We start from the raw sequence: 20338 nt of genomic DNA on the forward strand, positions 1-20338 counted from the left end.
TCCTCGCGACCCTGCATGACACCAGCATTAATCACCGGCCCCGAAAACCCGGCAGGCACGCCAGACCGTGACGATATATTCAGCGCGCTCCTAGGCCTTGGGCCGGAAATGGCCCGGCCAGTCCTTCAGCCGGATCCGGGTCAGGTCCTGGATGTCGCCGAGTGTGCCCCACTCATCCAGCCCCAGCCGGGCCAGCGGCTCGAGCAGGTCAATCCGCGGGTGGCTGCCGTCCAGCACGGCATCGCTCACGGCGGCATGAGTCACTTCGCCGAAAACCAGGGTGGAGTCCCCCATCGGCAGCACGGAATGGAGGCGGCATTCCAGCACCGCCGGTGATTCCTTCACACGCGGCGCGGCCACGGTGAGGCTCGGCTCCCGGGTCAGGCCGGCGGCGTCGAACTCGCTGACATGCGGCGGGAAGTTGGTGCCGGTGGCGTTGACCTCTTCCAGGAGTGCGGCCGGGGCCAGGTTGACCACGAATTCCCCAGACCCGGTGATGTTGCGGAGCGAATCCTTCTCGCCCACCGAAGTGAACTGCACGATGGGCGGGTTGGTTGAGGCTACGGTGAAGAAGGAGTGGGGAGCCACGTTGTCAACGCCCTCCGGAGAAACGCTCGAAACCCACGCGATGGGCCGGGGCACCACCACCGCGGTAAGCAACCGGTAGAAATCGCGGGCGGACGTCGCCGTGGGACTGAAATCAGTTCGCATGCTGCCAGACTAACGGTCAGGGCAGCCAGGAAGGAGACAGCACATGAGGTTCCAGCCGTACCGTTCACCATCAACCGGGCGGCCTGTGCGCGCCGTCCTCTTCGACACCTTCGGGACCGTGGTGGACTGGCGCACCGGTGTGGCACGGGAGGTGGCAGCTTTCGCCGCAAGACTGGGCAAGGAGCTCGACGGCGAGGCGTTCGCCGATGACTGGCGGGCCCTGTACCAGCCGGCCATGGAAGCGATCCGTTCCGGATCGCGTGGGTTCGTCACCCTGGACACGCTTCACCGCGAAAACCTGGACCAGGCGCTCCGCCAGCACGGCGTCGAGCCGGACCGGCTGGACACGGCTGGGCTGGAGGAGCTGAACAAATCATGGCACCGGCTGCCGCCGTGGCCGGACAGCGTGGCGGGCCTGGCAGCCATCCGCCGCGGCTACATCGTGGGTCCCCTGTCCAACGGCAACACCTCACTTTTGCTGGACATGGCCAGGAACGCCGGCCTGCCGTGGGATGTAATCATCGGTTCTGACATGACGCGCACCTACAAGCCGTTGCCCCAGGCCTACCTCCGGACTGCTGAATTCCTGGACCTCGAGCCCGGCGAGGTGATGCTCGCCGCGGCGCACAACAGCGACCTGCATTCTGCCAGGGAAGCGGGCCTGGCAACGGCCTTCGTGGCACGCCCCACGGAGTACGGCCCCGGCCAGATGGCGGACCTGGCTCCGGAAGGCGACTGGGACCTGGTGGCGTCAAGTGTCACTGAACTGGCGGACCGGCTCGGGGCCTGAACCGTGGACCCCTGCCCCAAACCCGGCCTGCCGCTGCCCTACTGTCTGCTAGGGGGAGACTGCAGTTAAGGGGCGAAGGTCCCCGATGCTTCCGGATCCTGCGGCCCGCGGGGCACACCCTTGCAAAGGGACGACGGCGGATTGAGTCCCGGTGGGTACGCTACTTCTACAACGAGTGAAAACCCCTGAACGAAATGGACGGACACCCATGCACGCCGTGCTCGAATACACCTATGAGGACAACTACCTTCAGACCCGCGAAAAATACCGCTCAGATCACCTCCGGGCGGCGTGGGAAGCAGTGGAACGGGGCGACCTTCTGCTGGGTGGGGCTGTTGGGGAGGGACCCTTTACTGGGCTGCTGATCTTCGCGGGCGAGAACGCGCTCGAGGCTGCACAGGCTTTTGCAGCCGCCGATCCTTACGTCACCGCCGGCGTGGTGACGTCGTGGACCGCCCGCCCGTGGACAACGGTGGTGGGAAAAGAGGCGGCCACACCCGTTCGCCCCTGAGCTGACCAACCCCACCCCACTGCAAGCAGGACCGAGGCGACTCGGCGATGTCCTCCGCCCACAGCGCCGGGTTGTCGGTCTGGAAGGTGCGCATCCTGTCCACGCAACGCTGATCGTCCAGGAGCTCCAGTTCGCCGGCGAACGTGCGCGCCTCCCCCACCACCACGCGGGGGATCTTGAACTGGATGATGGTCCCGGCGCACCGATGGGAATGCCGCCCACGGCCGGACCACCTGCGGGCCTAGCCTGCAATTCTTGGGAACATGGAAACTGGGCAAAAACTGCGCTGAACCTGGGAGACCGGCCTGCGCGAGGCTTATAGGATTCCCTAGTCATCCGGAGCCACGCGCTTCCGGCGAGCTGAAATTGGGGGAATCAATGCCGGAACTCGGCCGTATCTATTGGACCCGGCAGGGGCTTCGCCTGGCCTACTCAGCGGTGATGATTTGGCTCGCATTCGCGGTGATGTCGGCGCTCACCTCGAAGACAACACCGGCTGTCGGAGCGGGGCCGTCCTCCGCCGCAGGGGTTCTGAGCGGCATGGTGGAGAACGTCGTCGCCGCGGTCGCGCTCCCGGGCGTGGCCGCCGTCGTGCTTGGGGTTACCGCCGCCGTCATCACCGGCCGGGACGTCCGCCGCCGGGATCCGGTGCGCCGTTTCACGCGCCAGCAGCGCCGTGAAGGGATGACCAGGGCCGCAGGCCTGTGCGAGCTGGAAGCCGGCTTCGGCCGCCGCTGTGCGCGCCCGGCCGAGCACGGGGACCACTTCTATCCATGGTCCAAGGGCGGTTCCACGAGCCTGCAGAACTTCGTTGCGGCCTGCGCCAGGTGCAACCGGGCCAAGCGTGCCAACATCCCGTCACCTGGCCAGCAGCAACGGATGGAGCGACGACGGCGGGAGTACCTGCCGCCGTCGTCCTCCGTCAGCGTGGGCGAACGGCACCCGCTCCCCTGACGCGCGGCCGCCCGCAGCCCCTACGGGTGCACCAGCACCTTCACCGCCGTGTCCTTGTGGTTGATCAGGGTGTCGAAGCCCTGCTCCACCAGGTCCTCCAGCGCGATCCGGCCGGTGATGAAGGGTTTGAGGTCCACCTTGCCCTCCTGCACCATCTTGATCACGGCGGGGTGGTCCCGGACGTAGGCGATGGTGCCGCGCAGGTCGATCTCCTTGAGCACCAGCTTCTGCATGTCCACTGTGGCAGGCGCGCCCCAGATGGACACGTTGACCACCACGGCGCCGGGCCGGACGGCGTCGAGCATGGTGTCCAGCACCGCGTTCACGCCGGCGCATTCGAACGCGACGTCGGCCCCCGTCCCGCCGGTCAGCTCGCGCACCCGCGCCGGGACGTCCTCCTGGCTCGGGTCCAGCACGTGGTCCGCCACGCCGCTGGAGGTGGCCTTCTCCTTGCGTGCCTGGGTGAGTTCGCTGATGATCGTAGTCACCCCCATGCCCTTGAGGACGGCGGCGGTGAGCAGCCCGATGGGTCCGGAACCGCCCACCAGCGCGGTGTCGCCGGCCTTCACACCGCTGCGCGCCACGGCGTGGTGGGCCACGGACAGCGGCTCGATCAGCGCCGCCTCATCCAGCGGAATGTCCCCGATGGGGTGCACCCACCGCTGGTCCACCACGATCTTCTCGCTCAGCCCTCCCCCGCCGCCGGACAGCCCAATGAAGCCCATCTGCCGGCACAGGTGGTAGCTGCCGGCCTGGCACATGTCGCAGTCGCCGTCCACAAAATAGGGTTCGACGACGACGTTGTCCCCTTTCGCCAGGCCCGTCACCCCTTCGCCGATTTCCGAGACAGTGCCGGAGAATTCGTGCCCCAGGGTCACCGGGGATTCCTCGTGGGACAGCGGATGCGGATGGCCGGGAGGAGGACAGAAGATGGGCCCTTCCAGGTATTCGTGCAGGTCCGTGCCGCAGATCCCGCACCACGCGACGTCGATCTTTACCGCCCCGGCGCGGAGTTCCGGCTCCGGGATGTCCTCGATGCGGATGTCCTTGCGGGCGTGGAATCGTGCTGCCTTCATGATGGGTTCTTCCTTCAGCGGGTGTGGTGGCTGGGCTGCAGTTCGTACACCGGGGTCTCCAGCCCCTCCATCCGGGCCTTGAGCTGCAGTGCCAGGTAGGAGGAGTAGTGCCGGCTCTGGTGCAGGTTGCCGCCGTGGATCCAGAGGTTGGGGACGTTGGTTGGTTTCCACATGTTGCGCAGCTCCCCCTCCCAGGGGCCAGGGTCTTTTGGCGTGTCTGAGCCGTATCCCCAGCATTTTCCTACTTTGTCCGCGATTTCGGGAGAGACCAGGTCCGCCAGCCAGCCGTTCATGGATCCGTACCCGGTGGCGTACACGATGAGGTCGGCCTCCAGCTCGGTGCCGTCGTCCATCACCACCGCGTTGCCGGTGATTTTGGAAACCTGCCCGGACTTCAGCTTCACCCGGCCGTCGATGATCAGCTGGGAGGCGCCGACGTCGATGTAGTAGCCGGAGCCGCGCCGCAGGTACTTCAGGAACAGGCCGGATCCGTCCACGCCGAAGTCCAGGTCAAACCCGGCGGCCTCCAGCTGCGAGTAGAAATCGGCGTCCCGCCGGGCCATCTCCTGGTACACGGGCACCTGTGCCTCCGGCAGGATCCGGTACGGAAGGGACGCGAACAGCAGGTCCGCTTTCTCCGTGGTGACGCCGTTGGCGAGCGCCTTCTCCGAGTACAGGTCACCCAGTGCCAGGTCCATCAGCGATTCGCTGCGGGCAATGTGGGTGGAGGACCGCTGCACCATGGTGACGTCGGCGCCGTGCTCCCACAGGTCCGCGCAGATGTCATGCGCCGAGTTGTTGGAGCCGATCACCACCGCCTTCTTCCCGGTCCAGTCCCCGCCGCCGGGGTGCTGGGAGGAGTGCCGCTGCTCCCCCAGGAAGCTCTCGGCACCGTCGAACGCGGGGATGTTCGGGTAGCCGGAGACGCCCAGGGCGAAGACCAGCTGCCTGGGCCGGAGGGTCACCGGTTCGCCGTTGCGGAGGACCCTGACCGCCCATTCCTGCGTGCCGTCGTCGTACTCTGCGCCCACGCACTCGGTGCCGGACCAGTAGTTGAGCTCCATGATCCGGGTGTAGTGCTCCAGCCAGTCGCCGATCTTGTCCTTGGCGGCAAAGACGGGCCAGTCGTCCGGGAATTTCAGGTAGGGCAGGTGGTCGTACCAGACGGGGTCGTGCAGGTGCAGGGACTTGTAGCGGTTCCGCCAGGAGTCGCCCGGGTTCTGGTTCTTCTCGATCACGATGGTGGGCACGCCCAGCCGCCGCAGCCGCGCGGCGAGGCCGATGCCGCCCTGCCCGCCGCCGATGATCACGCAGTAGGGCTGCTCCTCGTAGCCCAGCCGCGCTTCCTGTTCCTCCTTGAGTTCCTTCCAGGAGCGGCGGCCGCGGACGATTTCGTGCGCCACGCCCTGTTCCCGGCGCGGGCCTTTCTTCTCCTCGAAGCCCTTCAGCTCCTGCATGGTGGTGAGCAGCGTCCAGCATTTGCCGTTCCGCAGCCGGAGGTGGCCGTAGCCGCGGGCAGCGCCGGTCTCGAACGTGATCCAGGCTTCCACTGTTCCGTCGGCGCCGGCGCTGCCGGTGGCGTCCTCGGCGAGCGCCCAGTTCCCGGGCTGCGCGTGGTCCAGCGTGGCCTCGAGCATCCGGCCGATGTCCGCTTTGCCTTCCAGCGTTTTCAGGTTCCAGGTGAACGCCACGAAGTCGCGCCAGTAGCTTTCGTCCTCGAAGAGGTCCAGCGCGGCGTCCACGTCGCGGCGCTGCAGCGCGCCGTCCAGGCTGGCCAGCCAGGCCTGCGCGGCGGCGGTGGGTGTTTCGGTCATCTCCACTCCTTTGTGTGCGGTCCATCAGGTGGTCCGGGCTGCCCCCTCCCGCCGGTGTCCCTGCGGTATGCTGGTGCGGGCGTGAGCTGCATCACTATTGGAACGCGACGGGGGTAACAAGCGCGTTACACGGGCGCTGCCGGCAAGGACGCCGGGGGTGAGGAGGAGACGGTGGACTACGGCCTGAGGTTCTCGGACCCGGCGAAGTACGCGCGCGCCCTGCGCCGGGCGCACGAGCTGGTCATCTCCGGTGTCCCGCGCCCGGAGATCCCCGTGCCGTTGGCTGAGTCGTGGCGCCGGTCGATGGCGCTGGGCATCAGCCCGGACCAGCACAGCCCGCGGCACGTGCACGATCCGTCCGAGGTGCTGCAGCTACGGCGGGAGCACCGGCTGCAGCGGGTGATGCCTGCGCTGCAGGACCTGCTGGCGGACGATTCCAGTTCCGGCCGGCACCTGCTGGTGCTCACCGATGCCGGCGGCGAGATCCTGTGGCGGGTGGGCAGCCGGGAGGCGCTGCGCCGGGCGGACCGGCTGGAGTTCTCCGAGGGGGCGGACTGGTCCGAGGCGGGGATCGGCACCAACGCCATCAGCGAGGCGCTGGTCACCGGCGGGCCGGTGCAGCTCTTTTCCGCCGAGCACCTGGTCCGCACCCACCACGACTGGGCCTGCACCGCGGCGCCCATCACGGACCCTTTGACGGGTGCGCTGCTGGGCGTGCTGGACGTCTCCGGCCCCCTGGACACCATCAGCGCGGACACGCTGCGGATGGTGCGGTGCGCGGTCCGGGTGGCGGAATCGCTGCTGGGAACGTCCGACGGCGGCGCCTCCTTGGGTGCCTCGTCTTCCGTGCGTACGTCCCGGCAGGGTGCGCGGCGGGCTGTTGCCGCTGTTTCTTCGCTGGAGCTGCTTGGGGACCGGCCTGCCGCGGTGTTTGCCGACGGGAGCCGGGTGCCGCTGACGCTGCGCCGGGCGGAGATCCTGGCACTGCTGGATTCACGGTCGCAGGGATGGAGCGCCGACGAATTGGCGTACGAGCTGTACGGGGATGCGGGCACGCCCCAGGCCATCCGGACCGAGATGTTCCGGGTGCGGTCGCTGCTGGGCGTTGCCGTGGAGTCGAACCCGTACCGGCTGGCTGCAGGCTTGGCCGGCTGTTCCGACTCGGGGCGTGTGCTGCGGCTGCTGCGGGAGGGGCTAGTAGCGGAAGCGCTGGATGCGTACTCCGCTCCCCTGCTTAGCCGGTCTGGGGCTCTGGCGGTGCAGCTGCTGCGCGACCAGCTGGACCTGGCGGTTGGCTCGGCGGTGAGGGCCAGCGGGGATGCCAACCTCCTGGTCCGATGGTTGTCCACGGATATGGGGTGCGCGGACGCGGAGGGTGTGAAAGCGCTGGGACAGCTGGTGGGACGTGATGATCCCCGGTATTCGGCGTTCCGCGCTTCCTCTGCCCTCTGTGGGTGAGCCCGGCAGAACGCCGTAATTGGCCTGGCAGGAGCCCATGGCCCTGGCGCCGTGCCCGCGGAACTGGCAGTTTGTTGGCCAAGGACCCATATCCCCCGGGCCCTTGAATCCCGTCGGGGCCGGGAGTCTTGGGCAGATACACGGGTTTGAACCGTTTCCAAGTCGTCGTATCTGCCCAAAAACTCTTAGTGGCAGGTGGGTGGTTTCGCCTGACTCAACCGGCGAGTGCTGCCTCCCCCGCCCATTGCAGGGTCAGCAGCGTCTCCACCAAATGCGGCGCAAAGTCGTCCTCCAGTGACAGCACCACGCGGCAGCGGGCACCGGGCTGCTCCGGGTAGTCCATGTACAGCCCGCGCATGTCGCAGACGGTCTGCCCGCGGCCCGGCCCGGACGTGGTGTCGACGTCGACATGCACCACCGGCGCAACGGCGGCACGAACAGAACCAACAGCGAGCGCCGCGGCCAGCGGATCATGCATGGCGGAGCAGGCACGGCCGAACAGGCCCTCGTAGAAGCGGAAGTAGTAGCCCAGCATCTCCCCCAGCGCCCCCGGCACGGCACCGGATGAGGCGAGCAGCTCCTGCCGGTGGTTCTCCTCCAGCACGTTGGTCATGGTCACGTCCAGCGGCACCAGGGTCACGTTCCAGCCGGCGGCCAGCACCAGGGCGGCGGCCTCGGGGTCGTTGGCGATGTTCGCCTCGGCCACGGGCGTGAGGTTCCCCGGGGCCAGGGCGGCGCCGCCCATGATGGTGATCTCCGCGACCAGCTGCGGCAGGGAAGGCTCCAGCCGCAGCGCCTCGGCGATGTTGGTCAGCGGGCCGATGGCCAGGACCCGCAGGGTCCCGGGATGAGAACGAGCGAGCCGTACCAGCATCTCCGCCGCGGTCTCGGACGCGAGCTCAGCACCCGCCGTCGAAAGCTCAACCTCCCCGATGCCGTTGGCACCGTGCACCCACGGCGCTCCCCCGCCGAAGGAACCGGCAAGGGGGTCGTGCGCGCCGAGGGCAACGGGGATGTGCGCGTGCCCGGCGAGCTCGAGCAGGTCTAGGGTGTTGCGGGCGCCGAGGGCGGCACTGACGTTGCCGCTGACTGCGCCGATCCCCCGCACGTCCGCCTGCGGGGAGGCGAGCAGGTAGGCCAGGGCGAGGGCGTCGTCGATGCCGGTGTCGCAGTCGAGGTAGAACGGGAAGCTGGTCATGAGATGGTTCTTCTTTCGGTCGGTGCTGAACGTCTAGTGGGTTTCGCCCTTGGGGGCGGGGACGAAGAGGCTGACGATGGACGCTGCGGCGGTGATGCCCACCGAGATCCAGAGCGCGGTGGCGTACCCGCCGGCGGTCGCCTGGGCGGCGAACGGCGCAACAACCACGACGCCGAGACTCGCCCCGATGCCGAAGGAGGCGCCGTTGACGCTCGGGAGAGAGGCAGGTGCTTCCTTGGGCGAGAGCAGGACGGAGAGTCCGTTGATGGCGGTGAGGAAGAGGCCGTTGTAGAAGATGCCGAGGGCGGCGACGGCGACGATCACCGCGATCTGGTTGCTGGAGAACGCGGCGGCCGCCGCGGCGCAGGCCAGGCTCATCGCGGTACCGGTGCGGAGAACCTTGATCCAGCCGCGGCGGCCGGCGAGCCAGCCGGCGAGCGGCGCGGCGAAGACGCCGATGAGCGCGGCCGGAGTGAGGAACAGCAGGGCGGACAGGGACGGGCTGAGCCCGAAGCCGGAGCCCTTGTCCTGGCTGAGCAGCACCACGGTGAAGTTCATGATGGCGAAGATGCCGGCGAGGGTCAGGACGGTGCTGGCAATGACGGGCCACACCTGGCGGGAGCGCAGGTGGTGGACGGCGATGAGCGGGTGGCTGCGGCGCTTCTCGATCATCCAGAAGGCGGCGAAGGACACGATCGTGCCGACTAGCAGGGCCAGGGTGCCGGGTGCGGTCCATCCAGCGGCCGATCCGCCGGAGACAAAGTACGTGATGAATACCAGGAACACCGAGAGCGAGCCCGCTCCCCACCAGTCCATGGCGCCGCGGACGTGCTGCGGCCGCCCCTTCGGGACGGTCTTGAGGATGCACCCGGCGGCGACGGCGGTGAGCACCAGCACGACGACGAAGATGGACCGGAAGCCGAGGGTCTCGGACATCAGGCCGCCCACATAGCCGTCCACTCCCCCGACACCGCCGTTGACGGCGGCGATGATGCCCACCGAGGTGCCGAAGACGCGCGGCTGCAGGTTTTCGCTGAGCACGATGTAGGACAGCGCGAAGACGGCGCTGGACACGCCCTGCAGGAAGCGGCCGGCGACGAGCAGCGGCAGCGTGGGCGCAGCGATGCAGAGGATGGTGCCGGCGCCCATGATGGCCAGCACCAGCAGGAGGGCCGGGCGGCGGCCGATAAAGTCGCTCCACCTTCCGATCACGGGGCCGGCGATGGCGCCGGCGAGGAAGAACATGGACTGCACGGGCGCGGCGGCGTCGGCGGACTGGCCGAAGCTGGCGGCGATCTGCGGCAGGGCCGGGGTGACCATGCTGGCATTGAGCTGGAAGGACAGCACGCCGAGCAGCAGGGTAGTGATCAGCAGGGCGGCCGGGCGGCCGGCAAGTTTGTTCACGTCGGTTTCGCTTTCGACGGCGGCGGGCGGCGAGGTGCTGGCCGTGGCTGGGGTGTTCACATCAAACTCCATTGTTCTCTGCAGGAGGTCCTGCCTTTGGGAAATCAGTTGTTATACAACCATGTATGACGAACAAGTACAACCATGCCGTACACTATTTCCTAATTCAGCCGCCCCTGGCTCGACCTGATAGGACTTCCTCATGAGCACTCAGCTTCCTGCCGTCACCGTCGTCGGCAGCATCAACCTCGACATGATCGCCACCACTGACCGGCTCCCCACCGCCGGGGAAACCATCGGCGGCGGTGTCCTGAGCCAGCAGCCCGGCGGCAAGGGGGCCAACCAGGCCGTGGCCGCCGCGCGGCTCGGCGGGAGCGCCCGAATGATCGGTGCGGTGGGTGACGATGCCCAAGGACGCCTGATGTTGGAGGCGCTTTCCTCTGCCGGCGTGGACACCGCGGACGTGGCAGTGCTCGACGGCGATGCGACGGGCACAGCATTGATCGTGGTGGACCGTGAGGGCGAGAACCAGATCGTGGTGTGCCCTGGGGCGAACTCTGGATTTTCCTTGGAGGGTGTTTCGTTTGCGCCGGACGAGGCGGTGCTGTGCCAGCTCGAGGTCGGTCTGGACGTGGTGCTGGAGGCGGCGCGAAAGTCCTCCGGATTCTTCGTCCTAAATGCGGCGCCGGCCATGGACCTGCCGGCCGAACTGCTGGAGCGCTGCGACCTGGTGATCGTCAACGAGAGCGAGTACGACCTGATTCCGGCGCTGGCTGACGCCAAGCTGGTCGCGGTGACGTACGGGAAGGACGGCTCGGCGATGTTCGAGCACGGCCGGAAGGTGGCCGAGGCACCTGCCGCTGCAGTCATTGTGGCGAACACGATCGGCGCGGGTGATGCGTTCTGCGCGACACTCGTCCTAGCGCTGCGGACCGGGCTTGACTACACCCCTGCCTTGGAGGTGGCGAATGCTGTCGGGGCGGATGCAGTCAGCGATCCGTCTTCTCAGCCCGGGCTGGCACCGCTGGAACAGTACGTTGCCCGCCTGACTGGAGCCGGCGGCCGCTGCTAATTGAAGTTGGATTTCGGGCCGGCAGGGCCAGCCGATTACTCAGAGGTACGAAGAATCCCCCGAGAGGCGTATCTCCACTTACAGCATTTCACTGCCGATCACCGCATATGCGTGTGCTGCACAACGTGTAACACGGGGGCGGAGCATGTCGAGTGTGTGGCGGAAGGTTCCGGCCCGATGGTCGCCGGTGACGCTGACCTTGGCAGGCCAGCCGTACAGCGAGATGGCAATGGTAAGTGAGCTCGAGTTCAAGATGCTCGCCGTTGATCCAACCGTTCAGGGCGGCGGCCTTAGGGGCACCCTTGTTCGGAGAAAGGGGCGTATGTTATGTACGAGTACGTGGACTTTCAAAGGGTTCGAAGCCTGGTCCTGATGCGGCTAGCCACCCTCTGAGACATCCTCCACCCTCGTCGGAGTCGTCTGCGGCAGTCTGCAAATAAGGGGGTACAGCAGAATCCGCATCCCCTTCTGCCAGTTCAGCCAAAGTCCTCGGCACCTGCCGGCGTCTTCTGGACGTGGTCAAAATCGATAGGCGTGCGAGGAAGTTTCCATTTGTGGTCTTCCAGATACTTGTGAGTGAGCTGATTCCGACGATCGCGATTCAAAATGCTTTCCACGGTAATACGGTCGGCATTTGCCGCCACCATCCCAAGCCCCAAGAGACGAAGAAGTTGCGGATCTGACACCTGATCCACACGAGCGCTGACCGTACTCCGAACATAGTTGGGATCCACTATCGAGAGCCTCTGGATCGCTACAGCGATTTTTTGAACATTGGAGCTCCCGGCCAGCCACTGCCGGAGCACGGTCAGAACCGAACTAGGCAAATCATCGGCTGCAAAAGCAAGGGCATACTGTGCTGTCACCCAGTCAAGCCTGCCCCAATTTGAGCTTTCAAATGTTGGAAACCAAGCTTCTAGGCCAGTCGATACGCCAGGAAAGGTTCGTGCTCCGGCAAAATAGCGGCTCAGCGCATCCGCCAGGTGGGGGAAATGGTGTGCATTCGCAATCCACTCACCAACTTGCTCAAACAAGAAGTTGTCACGCAGCGACCGCAGCACGGCCCTCCCCACAGGTCTGGGTACCGACAGCGGCGACTCCAAGATCTCGCGCTCCAAAGCAAGTAACTCACCAGGATCCGACTCAAAAGCGAACTCCGGTTCGTCATCTATATACTCTGATCCGCGCATGGCGACGACCTCTGGGACTCGGATACTGCGGATGGCTTCCAAACGAAAACGGTCGAGACCTTCTTTGTGCGTTGAGAGGTGAGTTTTCGACGCATTGATCTCGAGGCCGGCCTGTCGCGCCTTTGCCTGTATTCCCTGGCTGAGCGCATATAACTCATCCTCGGCACCTTCAACACTGATGTCGTCCATCCAGCGTCTTGCTGAACGAACGAGACCGTTCCTCAGCGCCGTCGATATCTCATCGTCGATCGGGCCAACAGCCACCTGAGCCAGAAATGCAGAGGCTGAGCTCCTCTGCGGCAGTCCGCTTCGAGACATCATGCCGTCGTGCGTTCGAAGCACCTCGGAAATCAACCCCACCGACGCATTTCGACCAAACGCGTTACTCAGAGTACCGATCAGAGTTTCTACATTTATCGAGGAGAAGAAGGAGGTTATATCGGTCTGAAGGGAATATGCACCGTCAGGAACCTCATCGATACTGCGGCCATACGCTGACCATTCCTCGGATGAATGAGGAATTGCTCCGTCCCGCTGTCGCCACCCGTACACCCAATCGGGCAGGTCTTTGTGCAGAGCTTCGACCAGACCTCGAGTTGCCGCGCTGTAGATCAGCCTGCTCCGCGGATCTTGAACGACGGCGGGTCGGGTGCCCAGCCTGGATTTCGGAACGTCCAGAGGATGAAAATGCGGCGGCTGTGAGAACTTGAACGGTTCGCCAGAGGCTCCTGGGACTATTCCGAAATCTTGCTCCACGCTGAGATTTTTGACGAACGGCTCAGAGAACTCGGGCCAACCCCATGGGTCTCGATACCAGTCCCCATACTTCTCCCCGTTCACGACCTTTGCTCCGAGCTCTAGGTCGATCCCCCACATAGCCACGTTGGTCCTTTGTACTGGAAGGTATCTGTGTGCTCACACCCCTCTCGATACTACCGGCCGGTGAGGGTTGGGTCGTCATTCATCCCCGTTCAGAAGACATATCCGGCAGGACCAAGGCACCGGATGCTAGCTATCCAAAAGGGACCGGGCTCGAAGCCGGGTCAGAACACCACCCATGGTCCGTGGACAACACCCCCGTGCGTTTTGACGGGGTCCCAACTTCCAGCTCCCAGATCACGTTGAGCTCTTGGCCCATTCGGTCTTCAGCCAGCGATTGCAGCGAGATCACATGGTTTAGCTGCGGGACCCCGTCGTCGGCCGAGCTGCGTGGAAGACCTTGCTCGCGGACGTCCGCCACGGCCCAGTTCGCTCCGCGAACCTCCACGATGTCACCAGGCTTAGGTAGACGCGGCATCTCTTCCAGCTGGACGGTCATCGGCTCGGCTCCCCACCGACCGATTCCGACGTAACGCTCAGTCCACTAGCACTAGGAACAGAAACCGCAACCACTTAAACTCCCCATGTCATTTGAACCACGGAATATAGCACTCCATGGTCAAACTTAGTGCATGGCTAAACTGCGTCTGGAGACGTTGAACCCACCGAGATAGACCACCAGCAAATCTGTCGCCTCAGCTGATGCATGTTGCGCCGTAGGTGGACAACATGTTGTCGATGGACAGCACCACAAGGACACGATGACCAGCACCCGAGAGGCCATCAGCAAGCTGTTAGCCTCGTCCGCCACCACTAAACTCAAAGGATTGGCTCAAGATTGTCCCTGTTTTGCGGCTGATTGAATCCTGTGCCATATGGTTCATAAGGGGTTCGTGTCGCGAAGGCACCCGCCGATGCAATACATTCGCCAGCAAGCAGAAGCGAGTCAACACACCACATGACCTCCCTCATCTCCTGGCTCGACGCGTCCGCCGAGGAAAACTCAAAGATGCGCGAGCTCGTGAAGCTCTTCGGCACGCCCGAGACCACGGACGACCTCGGCATGGGCCAGCTGCGCGACGTGATCAGCAACAGCCTCTTCCCCGGCACATCAGTGCTGCACTTAGGCGCCCGGTACATGCTCCTTGTCCCGTGGGCTTACCTGACCGCGCACAAAGGCAGTAAGAATCCGGACGAGCTTCGGAATCACGCGGAAGAATCGGAGCGGCAGCTGATCGACCGTTTCATGGAACTCAGGGTGGAAAGCTTCATCGGCCGCGACGCCGGCCGGAAGGTCCGGCAACTCCCCTCGGCCGCTTACTGGACAGCCCTTCGCACCTACGGGATAGTGCAGAAGGAAACCGACCGGGCCGCCGTCGCCCAGCTCATGTGCGCAGAAGCTCCCCCGCCGGAAGACGGCGAGCATCGTTACTCCGTCTGGCATCCGAGTCTGCCGAAGCCGCCTGCAGAGTTCCCCGAGTCCGATGAAAACGGACTCACGCTCTCTCACGACGAGGCCCGCTGGCTTCAGGAACGCATCCTGTCCTCATGTCCCAACACCCTGCTCGCGCACCTCGTGGGGTCGGAACAAAGTCCCGACCCCAACCTATGGGCGCCCTGGCTTGACCCCGCATGCCGCAATGTCGAGGGTGAGCCCGCGCAGTGGCTCCAGGACGCGGAGGCCTTCTCCTTCATCCACAACGGGGCAACTATCCTCTACCAGCACCTGCTCGCGGAGCTCTCCGCCTCGGTGTTCAGCTCCAGCGATGACGGGCCACCAACCCAAGCACTCCTCGAAGCCTGGGAGGACGAACGGGAAAGCAAGCGTGACCTCCTCGCCACGTGGGACGTCGACAGCTACCTCAGCCGCGCCAAAGCGTGGAACCCCGGCATCAACGGCAACACGGCCGACTTCGCCCGCCACATGGCCGAAGCATCGGTAAGCCCCGGCAAACTGGTCGACAACGCCGAGTTCCGTGCCGCCGTCGAAACGCGGGAGAAGCTGATGAAGAAGACCAACTCACGGTTTCGCAACGAACGCCGCCTGCGCGCCTGGCAGCCGCCAGATCGGGTGGGCGCGTTGACCTTCCGCTGGCAGCAGGTGCGGCGGAACGTCCTGGACATCCACGCAGGGCTTGGACTGACAGGACAGACACATGCTTGAGGCAGCCAACAGGCAGGCACTCACCCAGCAGCTGAAGCCGCCGGCAGGTTTCCGGCTTTCCCACGCTGTGGGCACCACCTTCACCCTGGACATGACCAGCGCGCTCTCCGTTCCCCTGAGCTTTGTGGCCGGCTCCGGAGAGGAGTTCACCAACACGGTCGCCGTACTCAGTGCCCTGCGCAAGGTCTCCGACCGCGTAGACATCTTCTGCCAGGCAGGACATATCAAGGCACCATCGAACGCCTCGGATCTCCTCGCACTCCTGGAGCCCATGGTCCATCAGGTCAGTGTCCGGAGCGGGCTCTTTCACCCCAAGATCTGGGTGCTCGAATTCGAGAACGACGACGAGCGCCGCTACCGCTTTCTGTGCAGCAGCCGGAATCTCACCACGGACGCCAGCTGGGACCTGCTTGTGCGGCTCGACGGCATGCCCGCCGAGGACGGCAAATCTGTAGGCCCCGACAGCGGCCCCTTGGCCCGCTTCATTGAGGGTCTCCCCAAGCTCTGCACGGTAAGGCCCGACGACGACCGGGTGGCGAAGATGAAAGGACTTGCCTCCCGCTTGGCTTCCGTGCAGTGGGAGCTCCCGGAGGAGATCCAGCGGCTAGCCTTCCGCCCAATGGGCGTCGGAGAGGAGTTCGAGCAGGAGTCCATCGTGGCGCATCTGCGCGATCCGGAGCACTTCATCGCGCTCAACCAGAAGACGGGGGCTGCCGCGCACCTGGGCCGGGACAAGCTGGTCATCTCGCCGTTCCTAGACGACACGCTGGTCGGTCGGCTGCGGGACAAGTGGACCGATAACCTCTACATCTACTCGCGCGATGATCAGCTGAACCTGCTTCAGAAACAGACAGTGGCGAACGCCAGAACCTCGTTCAAGGCTTTCGACGAACTCGGCATTCCGGAGTCGGCGGAGTCAGGGCAAAGCGATACGGACGAATCAGGGATTCATCGCGTCGCGGACGATCTGTCCGGCCTGCACGCGAAGGCCTACTTCTGCGACTACGACCACTACACCTATGCCCTTCTCGGATCCGCTAACGCAACAGAGGCGGGCTTCACTAGGAACGTTGAGTTCCTGCTCGAGATGCGGGGAGCCAAGAAACGGCTGGGTGTCCAGCGGATCAAGGAAAGCCTCAAGGACGTCCCCTTTGCTGACTACCTCGGCACTGGCGGCGAAACCCGCTCGGAGGCAGAAGAGGCTGCCTTCCGGCTCGAGAACGCACTCCGTGATGCGGCAGCGCAGAAATTCCTCCTGGACGCGTTCCCGACCCATGACGCAAGAAAAACTTTCACGGTGACGGTTTCACACAGCTGGTCCCCGTCTTCGGAATTCAATGCCCAGCTGCGGCTCCTGTCGCTCCCCCAGCCGAGCGTCGCCGTCGAGCCTTCCACCAACGCAGGTTCCGCAGGCGCAGCTTCCGGAGACGGCCACAAGCACGATTTCCTCGACGTCCCGCTGGCAGATGTGACACCTTACCTGGTGCTCACCTTGGAAGACCCGTCTGCCAAGCTGTCCAAGAGCACAGTGATCCAGGGCAGCCTTCGCACGGACCCCGCCGGACGCCTCGACGAGATCATTGCCCGCCAGCTGGACGACCCGCAAAAACTGCGACAGTTCCTGCTCCTGTTCCTGACGCCGGAAGACGCCCTTCCCGGCAGCGGCCTGGGAACGGAGTGGTTTGCTGGAGCCGGGTTTGGGGATGGAAGCGCTGCCGGCCTGTTCGAAGCTCTTGTCGGAGCGATGGCCAGCCCGGACGCCGCCTCAGTGTTTCCGGACCTCAAGGTTGTGATGGACAGGCTGTTGGCGCTGCGCCCCGACGATCCGGAGGTCCAGCAGCTGCACGTGCTGTGGGCATCTGCCACCGAGGCCTTGGAACTGGGGGAAGACCATGGGGTTTGACGCGACGCCGGCGCTCGACGGCCTTCGCGGCTTTCAGCGGCGGACCGTGGAGCACGTCTTCAAGAGGCTCTACTTGGACGAGCAGCCTGCAGACCGCTTTCTGGTTGCTGACGAAACCGGGCTGGGCAAAAGCATGGTGGCCCGCGGCGTCATCGCGAAGGCCATCGAGCGGCTCGACCGGCCCGATTCCGGAGTCGACCGCATCGACGTCGTGTACGTGTGCTCCAATTCGGATCTCGCCAAGCAGAACCTCGCCCGGCTGAACGTGACCGGACAGAAGGACATCATCGAGTCGGGCCGCCTGACGCTGCTGCCGACCGAGTTGGCCAAGCTGAACGCCCCTGCTGGCGAGGGGACGTGCAAACGCGTAAATTTCATCTCACTCACTCCCGGAACGTCGTTCAATGTCAGCAAAGCTCCCGGGCAGGCCCGAGAGCGCGCGGTCCTCTTTCGGATCCTTGAACAGGTCGGACTGATAGAAGAACGACGCCGGGACCACGCCGTCGAACTGCTGAGATCCGGTGCTGGCGTTCCCGGCTTCAATTGGGAAATCAGACGGCTCACTGAGCTTCATCCCGAGGGCTTCGTCACCTCTGTCTGCGACAGGTTCAGGCAACTCGCCACAAAGAGCGGAAATCTTACTGCCTTCGAGACTGCGATGGGGGATGTCCTGACCGACGGAACTGACGACGTCCGGCAGCGGATGAGCGGGATCATCGGTGGCCTTCGGGGCGACCTGGCCCAGGCCGGGCTGGACTGCCTGGAGCCGGATCTGATCATCCTAGACGAGTTCCAGCGGTTCCGCGATCTCCTGTACTCCCCCGGCGACGAGACAGATGGCGAGGACCCGGCGGCCGAGCTGGCGCGGCAGTTCCTGAACTACAAGGGCGCCAAGCTCATCCTGCTCTCGGCCACTCCCTACAAGGCGCACACCGCCGCCCATGATGAGGACGGTGACGACCACGCTGCGGACTTCCGGCAGCTGCTCCGCTTCCTGAGCAGCGAAGATGCCGGGTACATAGAGAGTCTCGAAGCCGACCTGGACGGCCGCAGGACCCAGCTGCTGAAGCAGGCGCCGGATGACGGACTGACGCGCCGGATCGAAGATGGCCTGAAGAAGTTTATGAGCCGAACGGAGCGGCCGCAGCTGGGCAAGGATGACATGCTCGAGGTCATCAAGATGGCACCAGAGGATGTCCGGCCTGGTGACCTGCGCAGCTACAGGTCCCTTTCCACGTTGTTCCGCGCCGCACGCGCCGGTAACCCCATGGAGTACTGGAAGTCGGTGCCTTTGTTTGCGCACTTCCTTACTGACTACAAGATTGGCAGGATGCTGGACGGGCGCATCCACTGCGATCGCGAGGCTGTTGAGCCGGTTCTTCCTTCCCTGGCCACGATCGACGCAGCGGCGTACCGGTCCTACGGAGCGGTGGAGGCGGACAACGCCAAGTTCCGGGCAGTGCGGGATCACACTGTTGGCCAGGGGTGGTGGAAGCTGCTGTGGATGCCGCCGTCGCTCCCTTACGTAGAGCCTTCCGGCGCCTTCGCCGAAGTGGGGCCGGTGACGAAGCAGCTGGTGTTCTCCGCCTGGAATGCGGCGCCGACAGCAATTACGACTCTTCTGTCGTACGAGGCCGAGCGGCAGATTCTGGAAGGCTCGGAGCTACACGGCGAAAACTCGGCGGAGGCCCGCAAGCGGTTCCGCGGCAGGCTGCGGTACCGTGTGCGCGATGGCGAGCCACTCGCGATGTCCACGCTTGCACTGTTCATTCCCCACCCCACCCTGGCAGTCGTAGGCGACCCGCTGGAGCGTGTCTCCATGAGCGGATCGAGGGTATCCGGGGAGTCGGTGCGGGAAGCCACGGCAGCATCAGTCCAAGCGATGGTAGGAGGCGCCGTCGTCGATCCGTCCAGCCGCCTCGGTACGTGGGCGTCTTACTTCTCGGTGCCGGGCGCCTTGCCGGCAGCATGGAAGAACGATGCCAAGCTGGCTGCACGGGAGCTGCGGCAGGTGGACGAGTACAGCCAGCAAATCGGCAAGGCTACGGACTCGGACGGCGCGGATCAGGACGGTGGTTCAGAGGCCGGGCTGTATCTCGCTCATGTTGACCGAATGCTGCAGGCCGCGGCTGGTGGTCCATCTGGCTGGGAGCACGGCGTCGAGGACCTGGCAGTCAACTCCCCTGCCAACTGCCTCTACCGGGCCCTCAGGCGTGTTGTCCCCGACGAGTTCGATGGCTCGGAACTGTGGAAGGCAACCGCGTTTGGGGCAAACGGGCTACAGACAATGTTCAACCGCCTCGATGCCACCGAGCTGCTGGACGAGCTGTTCCCCGAAGGCGATTACTGGCAGAAAGTCCTCCGGTACTGTGAAGCCGGGAACCTCCAGGCTGTGCTGGACGAGTATGTTTTTCAGCTCCGCAGCCAGCAGGCTCCCGGGGAGATCACCACGGATCAACTGTGGTCGCTGGTCGATGACATCCGGCGCGCGCTGTCTCTCAAGCCGGCGCAGATGCTGGCCAAGTACCCGGATGAGTCCCATGAGGATCTGCGGATGGGCGTACGTTTCGCTGTGCGGTACAGCAACGCCAAGACGGACGACGACGACAGTAACCGCATGCCCGAAGTGCGACGGGCCTTCAATAGTCCTTTCTGGCCCTTCGTTCTGGCCTCAACTTCGGTGGGGCAGGAAGGCATCGACTTCCACTGGTGGGCGCACTCCGTCATCCACTGGAACGTGCCTGGCAATCCCGTGGACTTTGAGCAGCGTGAAGGTCGGGTGCACAGGTACTTGGGGCACGCCGTGCGTAAGAACGTCGCGGAGCAGCACGGATCCGCCGTTTTGAAGCCGGGTGTGGTTGATCCTTGGACCGCGCTCTTCGCCGCCGCCACAGCCCATGTGGAGGCGCTTCCGGAGGACGAGACGAACGAATTCGCGCCCCATTGGATACATCGCGGGGCACACAGGATCCAGCGCCGCTTGCTGGACCACCCCCTGAGCCGGGATGTACCGCGGACCAATCAAATGCTGTCAGGGTTGGCAAAGTACCGACTTACGCTGGGGCAGGCACGGCAGGATGACTTGCTTGGCTTGATCAAGGACGGGGGCGAAATCAAGCCGCTGAATTTGCGGCCGTAAGTCCTAGGTGACGGGTAGGTGAGCCATCTGTTCGCAAGTCCGGGGAGACGTGAGCTGCCGCAACTTAGCCCTTGCACGGTCTGCCTCCCCGGGCCGGATATGCTCTATGGATGCTGCGTTGTGTGCCCAGGCAAA

General features: G+C 64.8%; 14 protein-coding genes and 1 pseudogene. 8 read left to right on the forward strand and 7 right to left on the reverse strand.

What is annotated here, in order from left to right; genetic code table 11:
• Positions 1 to 90 precede the first annotated feature (90 nt).
• A complete protein-coding gene (locus ACFTR6_RS18645; RefSeq protein WP_377958994.1) occupies positions 91 to 711 on the reverse strand; it encodes a flavin reductase family protein in 621 nt (206 codons plus the stop codon).
• 43 nt (positions 712 to 754) lie between these two features.
• Here ACFTR6_RS18645 and ACFTR6_RS18650 point away from each other — a divergent pair, with 43 nt between their 5' ends.
• Both ACFTR6_RS18650 and ACFTR6_RS18655 read left to right on the forward strand, forming a co-directional pair.
• Entirely contained in the window at positions 755 to 1501 is a 747-nt protein-coding gene (locus ACFTR6_RS18650; RefSeq protein WP_377958995.1) for a haloacid dehalogenase type II, read from the forward strand.
• 208 nt (positions 1502 to 1709) lie between these two features.
• Positions 1710 to 2012 (forward strand): YciI-like protein, encoded by a 303-nt coding sequence (locus ACFTR6_RS18655; RefSeq protein ID WP_377958996.1) that lies wholly within the window; start codon positions 1710 to 1712, stop codon positions 2010 to 2012.
• Positions 2013 to 2052: 40 nt separating this feature from the next.
• On the opposite strand, the pseudogene ACFTR6_RS18660 reads toward ACFTR6_RS18655, so the two are convergent.
• Positions 2053 to 2214 (reverse strand): annotated as a pseudogene (locus ACFTR6_RS18660) (nucleoside deaminase); the annotation flags it as partial.
• 239 nt (positions 2215 to 2453) lie between these two features.
• On the opposite strand from ACFTR6_RS18660, the gene ACFTR6_RS18665 reads away from it, so the two are divergent.
• Entirely contained in the window at positions 2454 to 2966 is a 513-nt protein-coding gene (locus tag ACFTR6_RS18665; protein ID WP_377958997.1) for an HNH endonuclease, read from the forward strand.
• A gap of 20 nt (positions 2967 to 2986) precedes the next feature.
• On the opposite strand, the gene ACFTR6_RS18670 is transcribed toward ACFTR6_RS18665, so the two are convergent.
• Together ACFTR6_RS18670 and ACFTR6_RS18675 are read right to left on the reverse strand one after the other, a co-directional pair.
• Positions 2987 to 4042 (reverse strand): 2,3-butanediol dehydrogenase, encoded by a 1056-nt coding sequence (locus tag ACFTR6_RS18670; RefSeq protein WP_377958998.1) that lies wholly within the window; start codon positions 4040 to 4042, stop codon positions 2987 to 2989.
• A 14-nt stretch (positions 4043 to 4056) separates the two neighbouring features.
• Positions 4057 to 5856: an NAD(P)-binding domain-containing protein gene (locus tag ACFTR6_RS18675; RefSeq protein ID WP_377958999.1), complete on the reverse strand. Its 1800-nt coding sequence runs from the start codon at positions 5854 to 5856 to the stop codon at positions 4057 to 4059.
• A gap of 171 nt (positions 5857 to 6027) precedes the next feature.
• Between ACFTR6_RS18675 and ACFTR6_RS18680 the strand changes: the two genes are divergently transcribed.
• Positions 6028 to 7314: a GAF domain-containing protein gene (locus ACFTR6_RS18680; RefSeq protein WP_377959000.1), complete on the forward strand. Its 1287-nt coding sequence runs from the start codon at positions 6028 to 6030 to the stop codon at positions 7312 to 7314.
• A 214-nt stretch (positions 7315 to 7528) separates the two neighbouring features.
• On the opposite strand, the gene ACFTR6_RS18685 is transcribed toward ACFTR6_RS18680, so the two are convergent.
• On the reverse strand, positions 7529 to 8512 hold the full coding sequence (locus ACFTR6_RS18685) for a nucleoside hydrolase (RefSeq protein ID WP_377959001.1): 984 nt from the start codon (positions 8510 to 8512) through the stop codon (positions 7529 to 7531).
• Positions 8513 to 8545: 33 nt separating this feature from the next.
• Entirely contained in the window at positions 8546 to 9976 is a 1431-nt protein-coding gene (locus ACFTR6_RS18690) for an MFS transporter (protein WP_377959002.1), read from the reverse strand.
• A gap of 142 nt (positions 9977 to 10118) precedes the next feature.
• Here ACFTR6_RS18690 and ACFTR6_RS18695 point away from each other — a divergent pair, with 142 nt between their 5' ends.
• A complete protein-coding gene (locus ACFTR6_RS18695) occupies positions 10119 to 10988 on the forward strand; it encodes a ribokinase (protein WP_377959003.1) in 870 nt (289 codons plus the stop codon).
• Between the two features lie 476 nt (positions 10989 to 11464).
• Here the strand turns inward: ACFTR6_RS18695 and ACFTR6_RS18700 are convergent, their stop codons facing one another.
• Positions 11465 to 12934, reverse strand: a complete 1470-nt coding sequence (locus ACFTR6_RS18700; RefSeq protein WP_377959004.1) for an RNA-directed DNA polymerase — start codon at positions 12932 to 12934, stop codon at positions 11465 to 11467.
• Positions 12935 to 13955: 1021 nt separating this feature from the next.
• On the opposite strand from ACFTR6_RS18700, the gene ACFTR6_RS18705 reads away from it, so the two are divergent.
• From ACFTR6_RS18705 to ACFTR6_RS18715, 3 genes are read left to right on the forward strand one after another with little or no spacing between them, the layout of a single operon-like run.
• The gene (locus ACFTR6_RS18705) at positions 13956 to 15161 is read left to right on the forward strand and encodes a DUF6361 family protein (RefSeq protein WP_377959005.1); all 1206 of its coding nucleotides are present in this window, start codon (positions 13956 to 13958) and stop codon (positions 15159 to 15161) included.
• Positions 15154 to 17064: a phospholipase D family protein gene (locus tag ACFTR6_RS18710; protein ID WP_377959006.1), complete on the forward strand. Its 1911-nt coding sequence runs from the start codon at positions 15154 to 15156 to the stop codon at positions 17062 to 17064. Before ACFTR6_RS18705 ends, ACFTR6_RS18710 begins: the two co-directional genes overlap by 8 nt.
• A complete protein-coding gene (locus ACFTR6_RS18715) occupies positions 17054 to 20203 on the forward strand; it encodes a helicase C-terminal domain-containing protein (protein WP_377959007.1) in 3150 nt (1049 codons plus the stop codon). Before ACFTR6_RS18710 ends, ACFTR6_RS18715 begins: the two co-directional genes overlap by 11 nt.
• Positions 20204 to 20338: the final 135 nt, after the last annotated feature.

The sequence above is a fragment of the Arthrobacter sp. NPDC057009 genome, assembly GCF_042673905.1.
GTDB lineage: Bacteria > Actinomycetota > Actinomycetes > Actinomycetales > Micrococcaceae > Arthrobacter.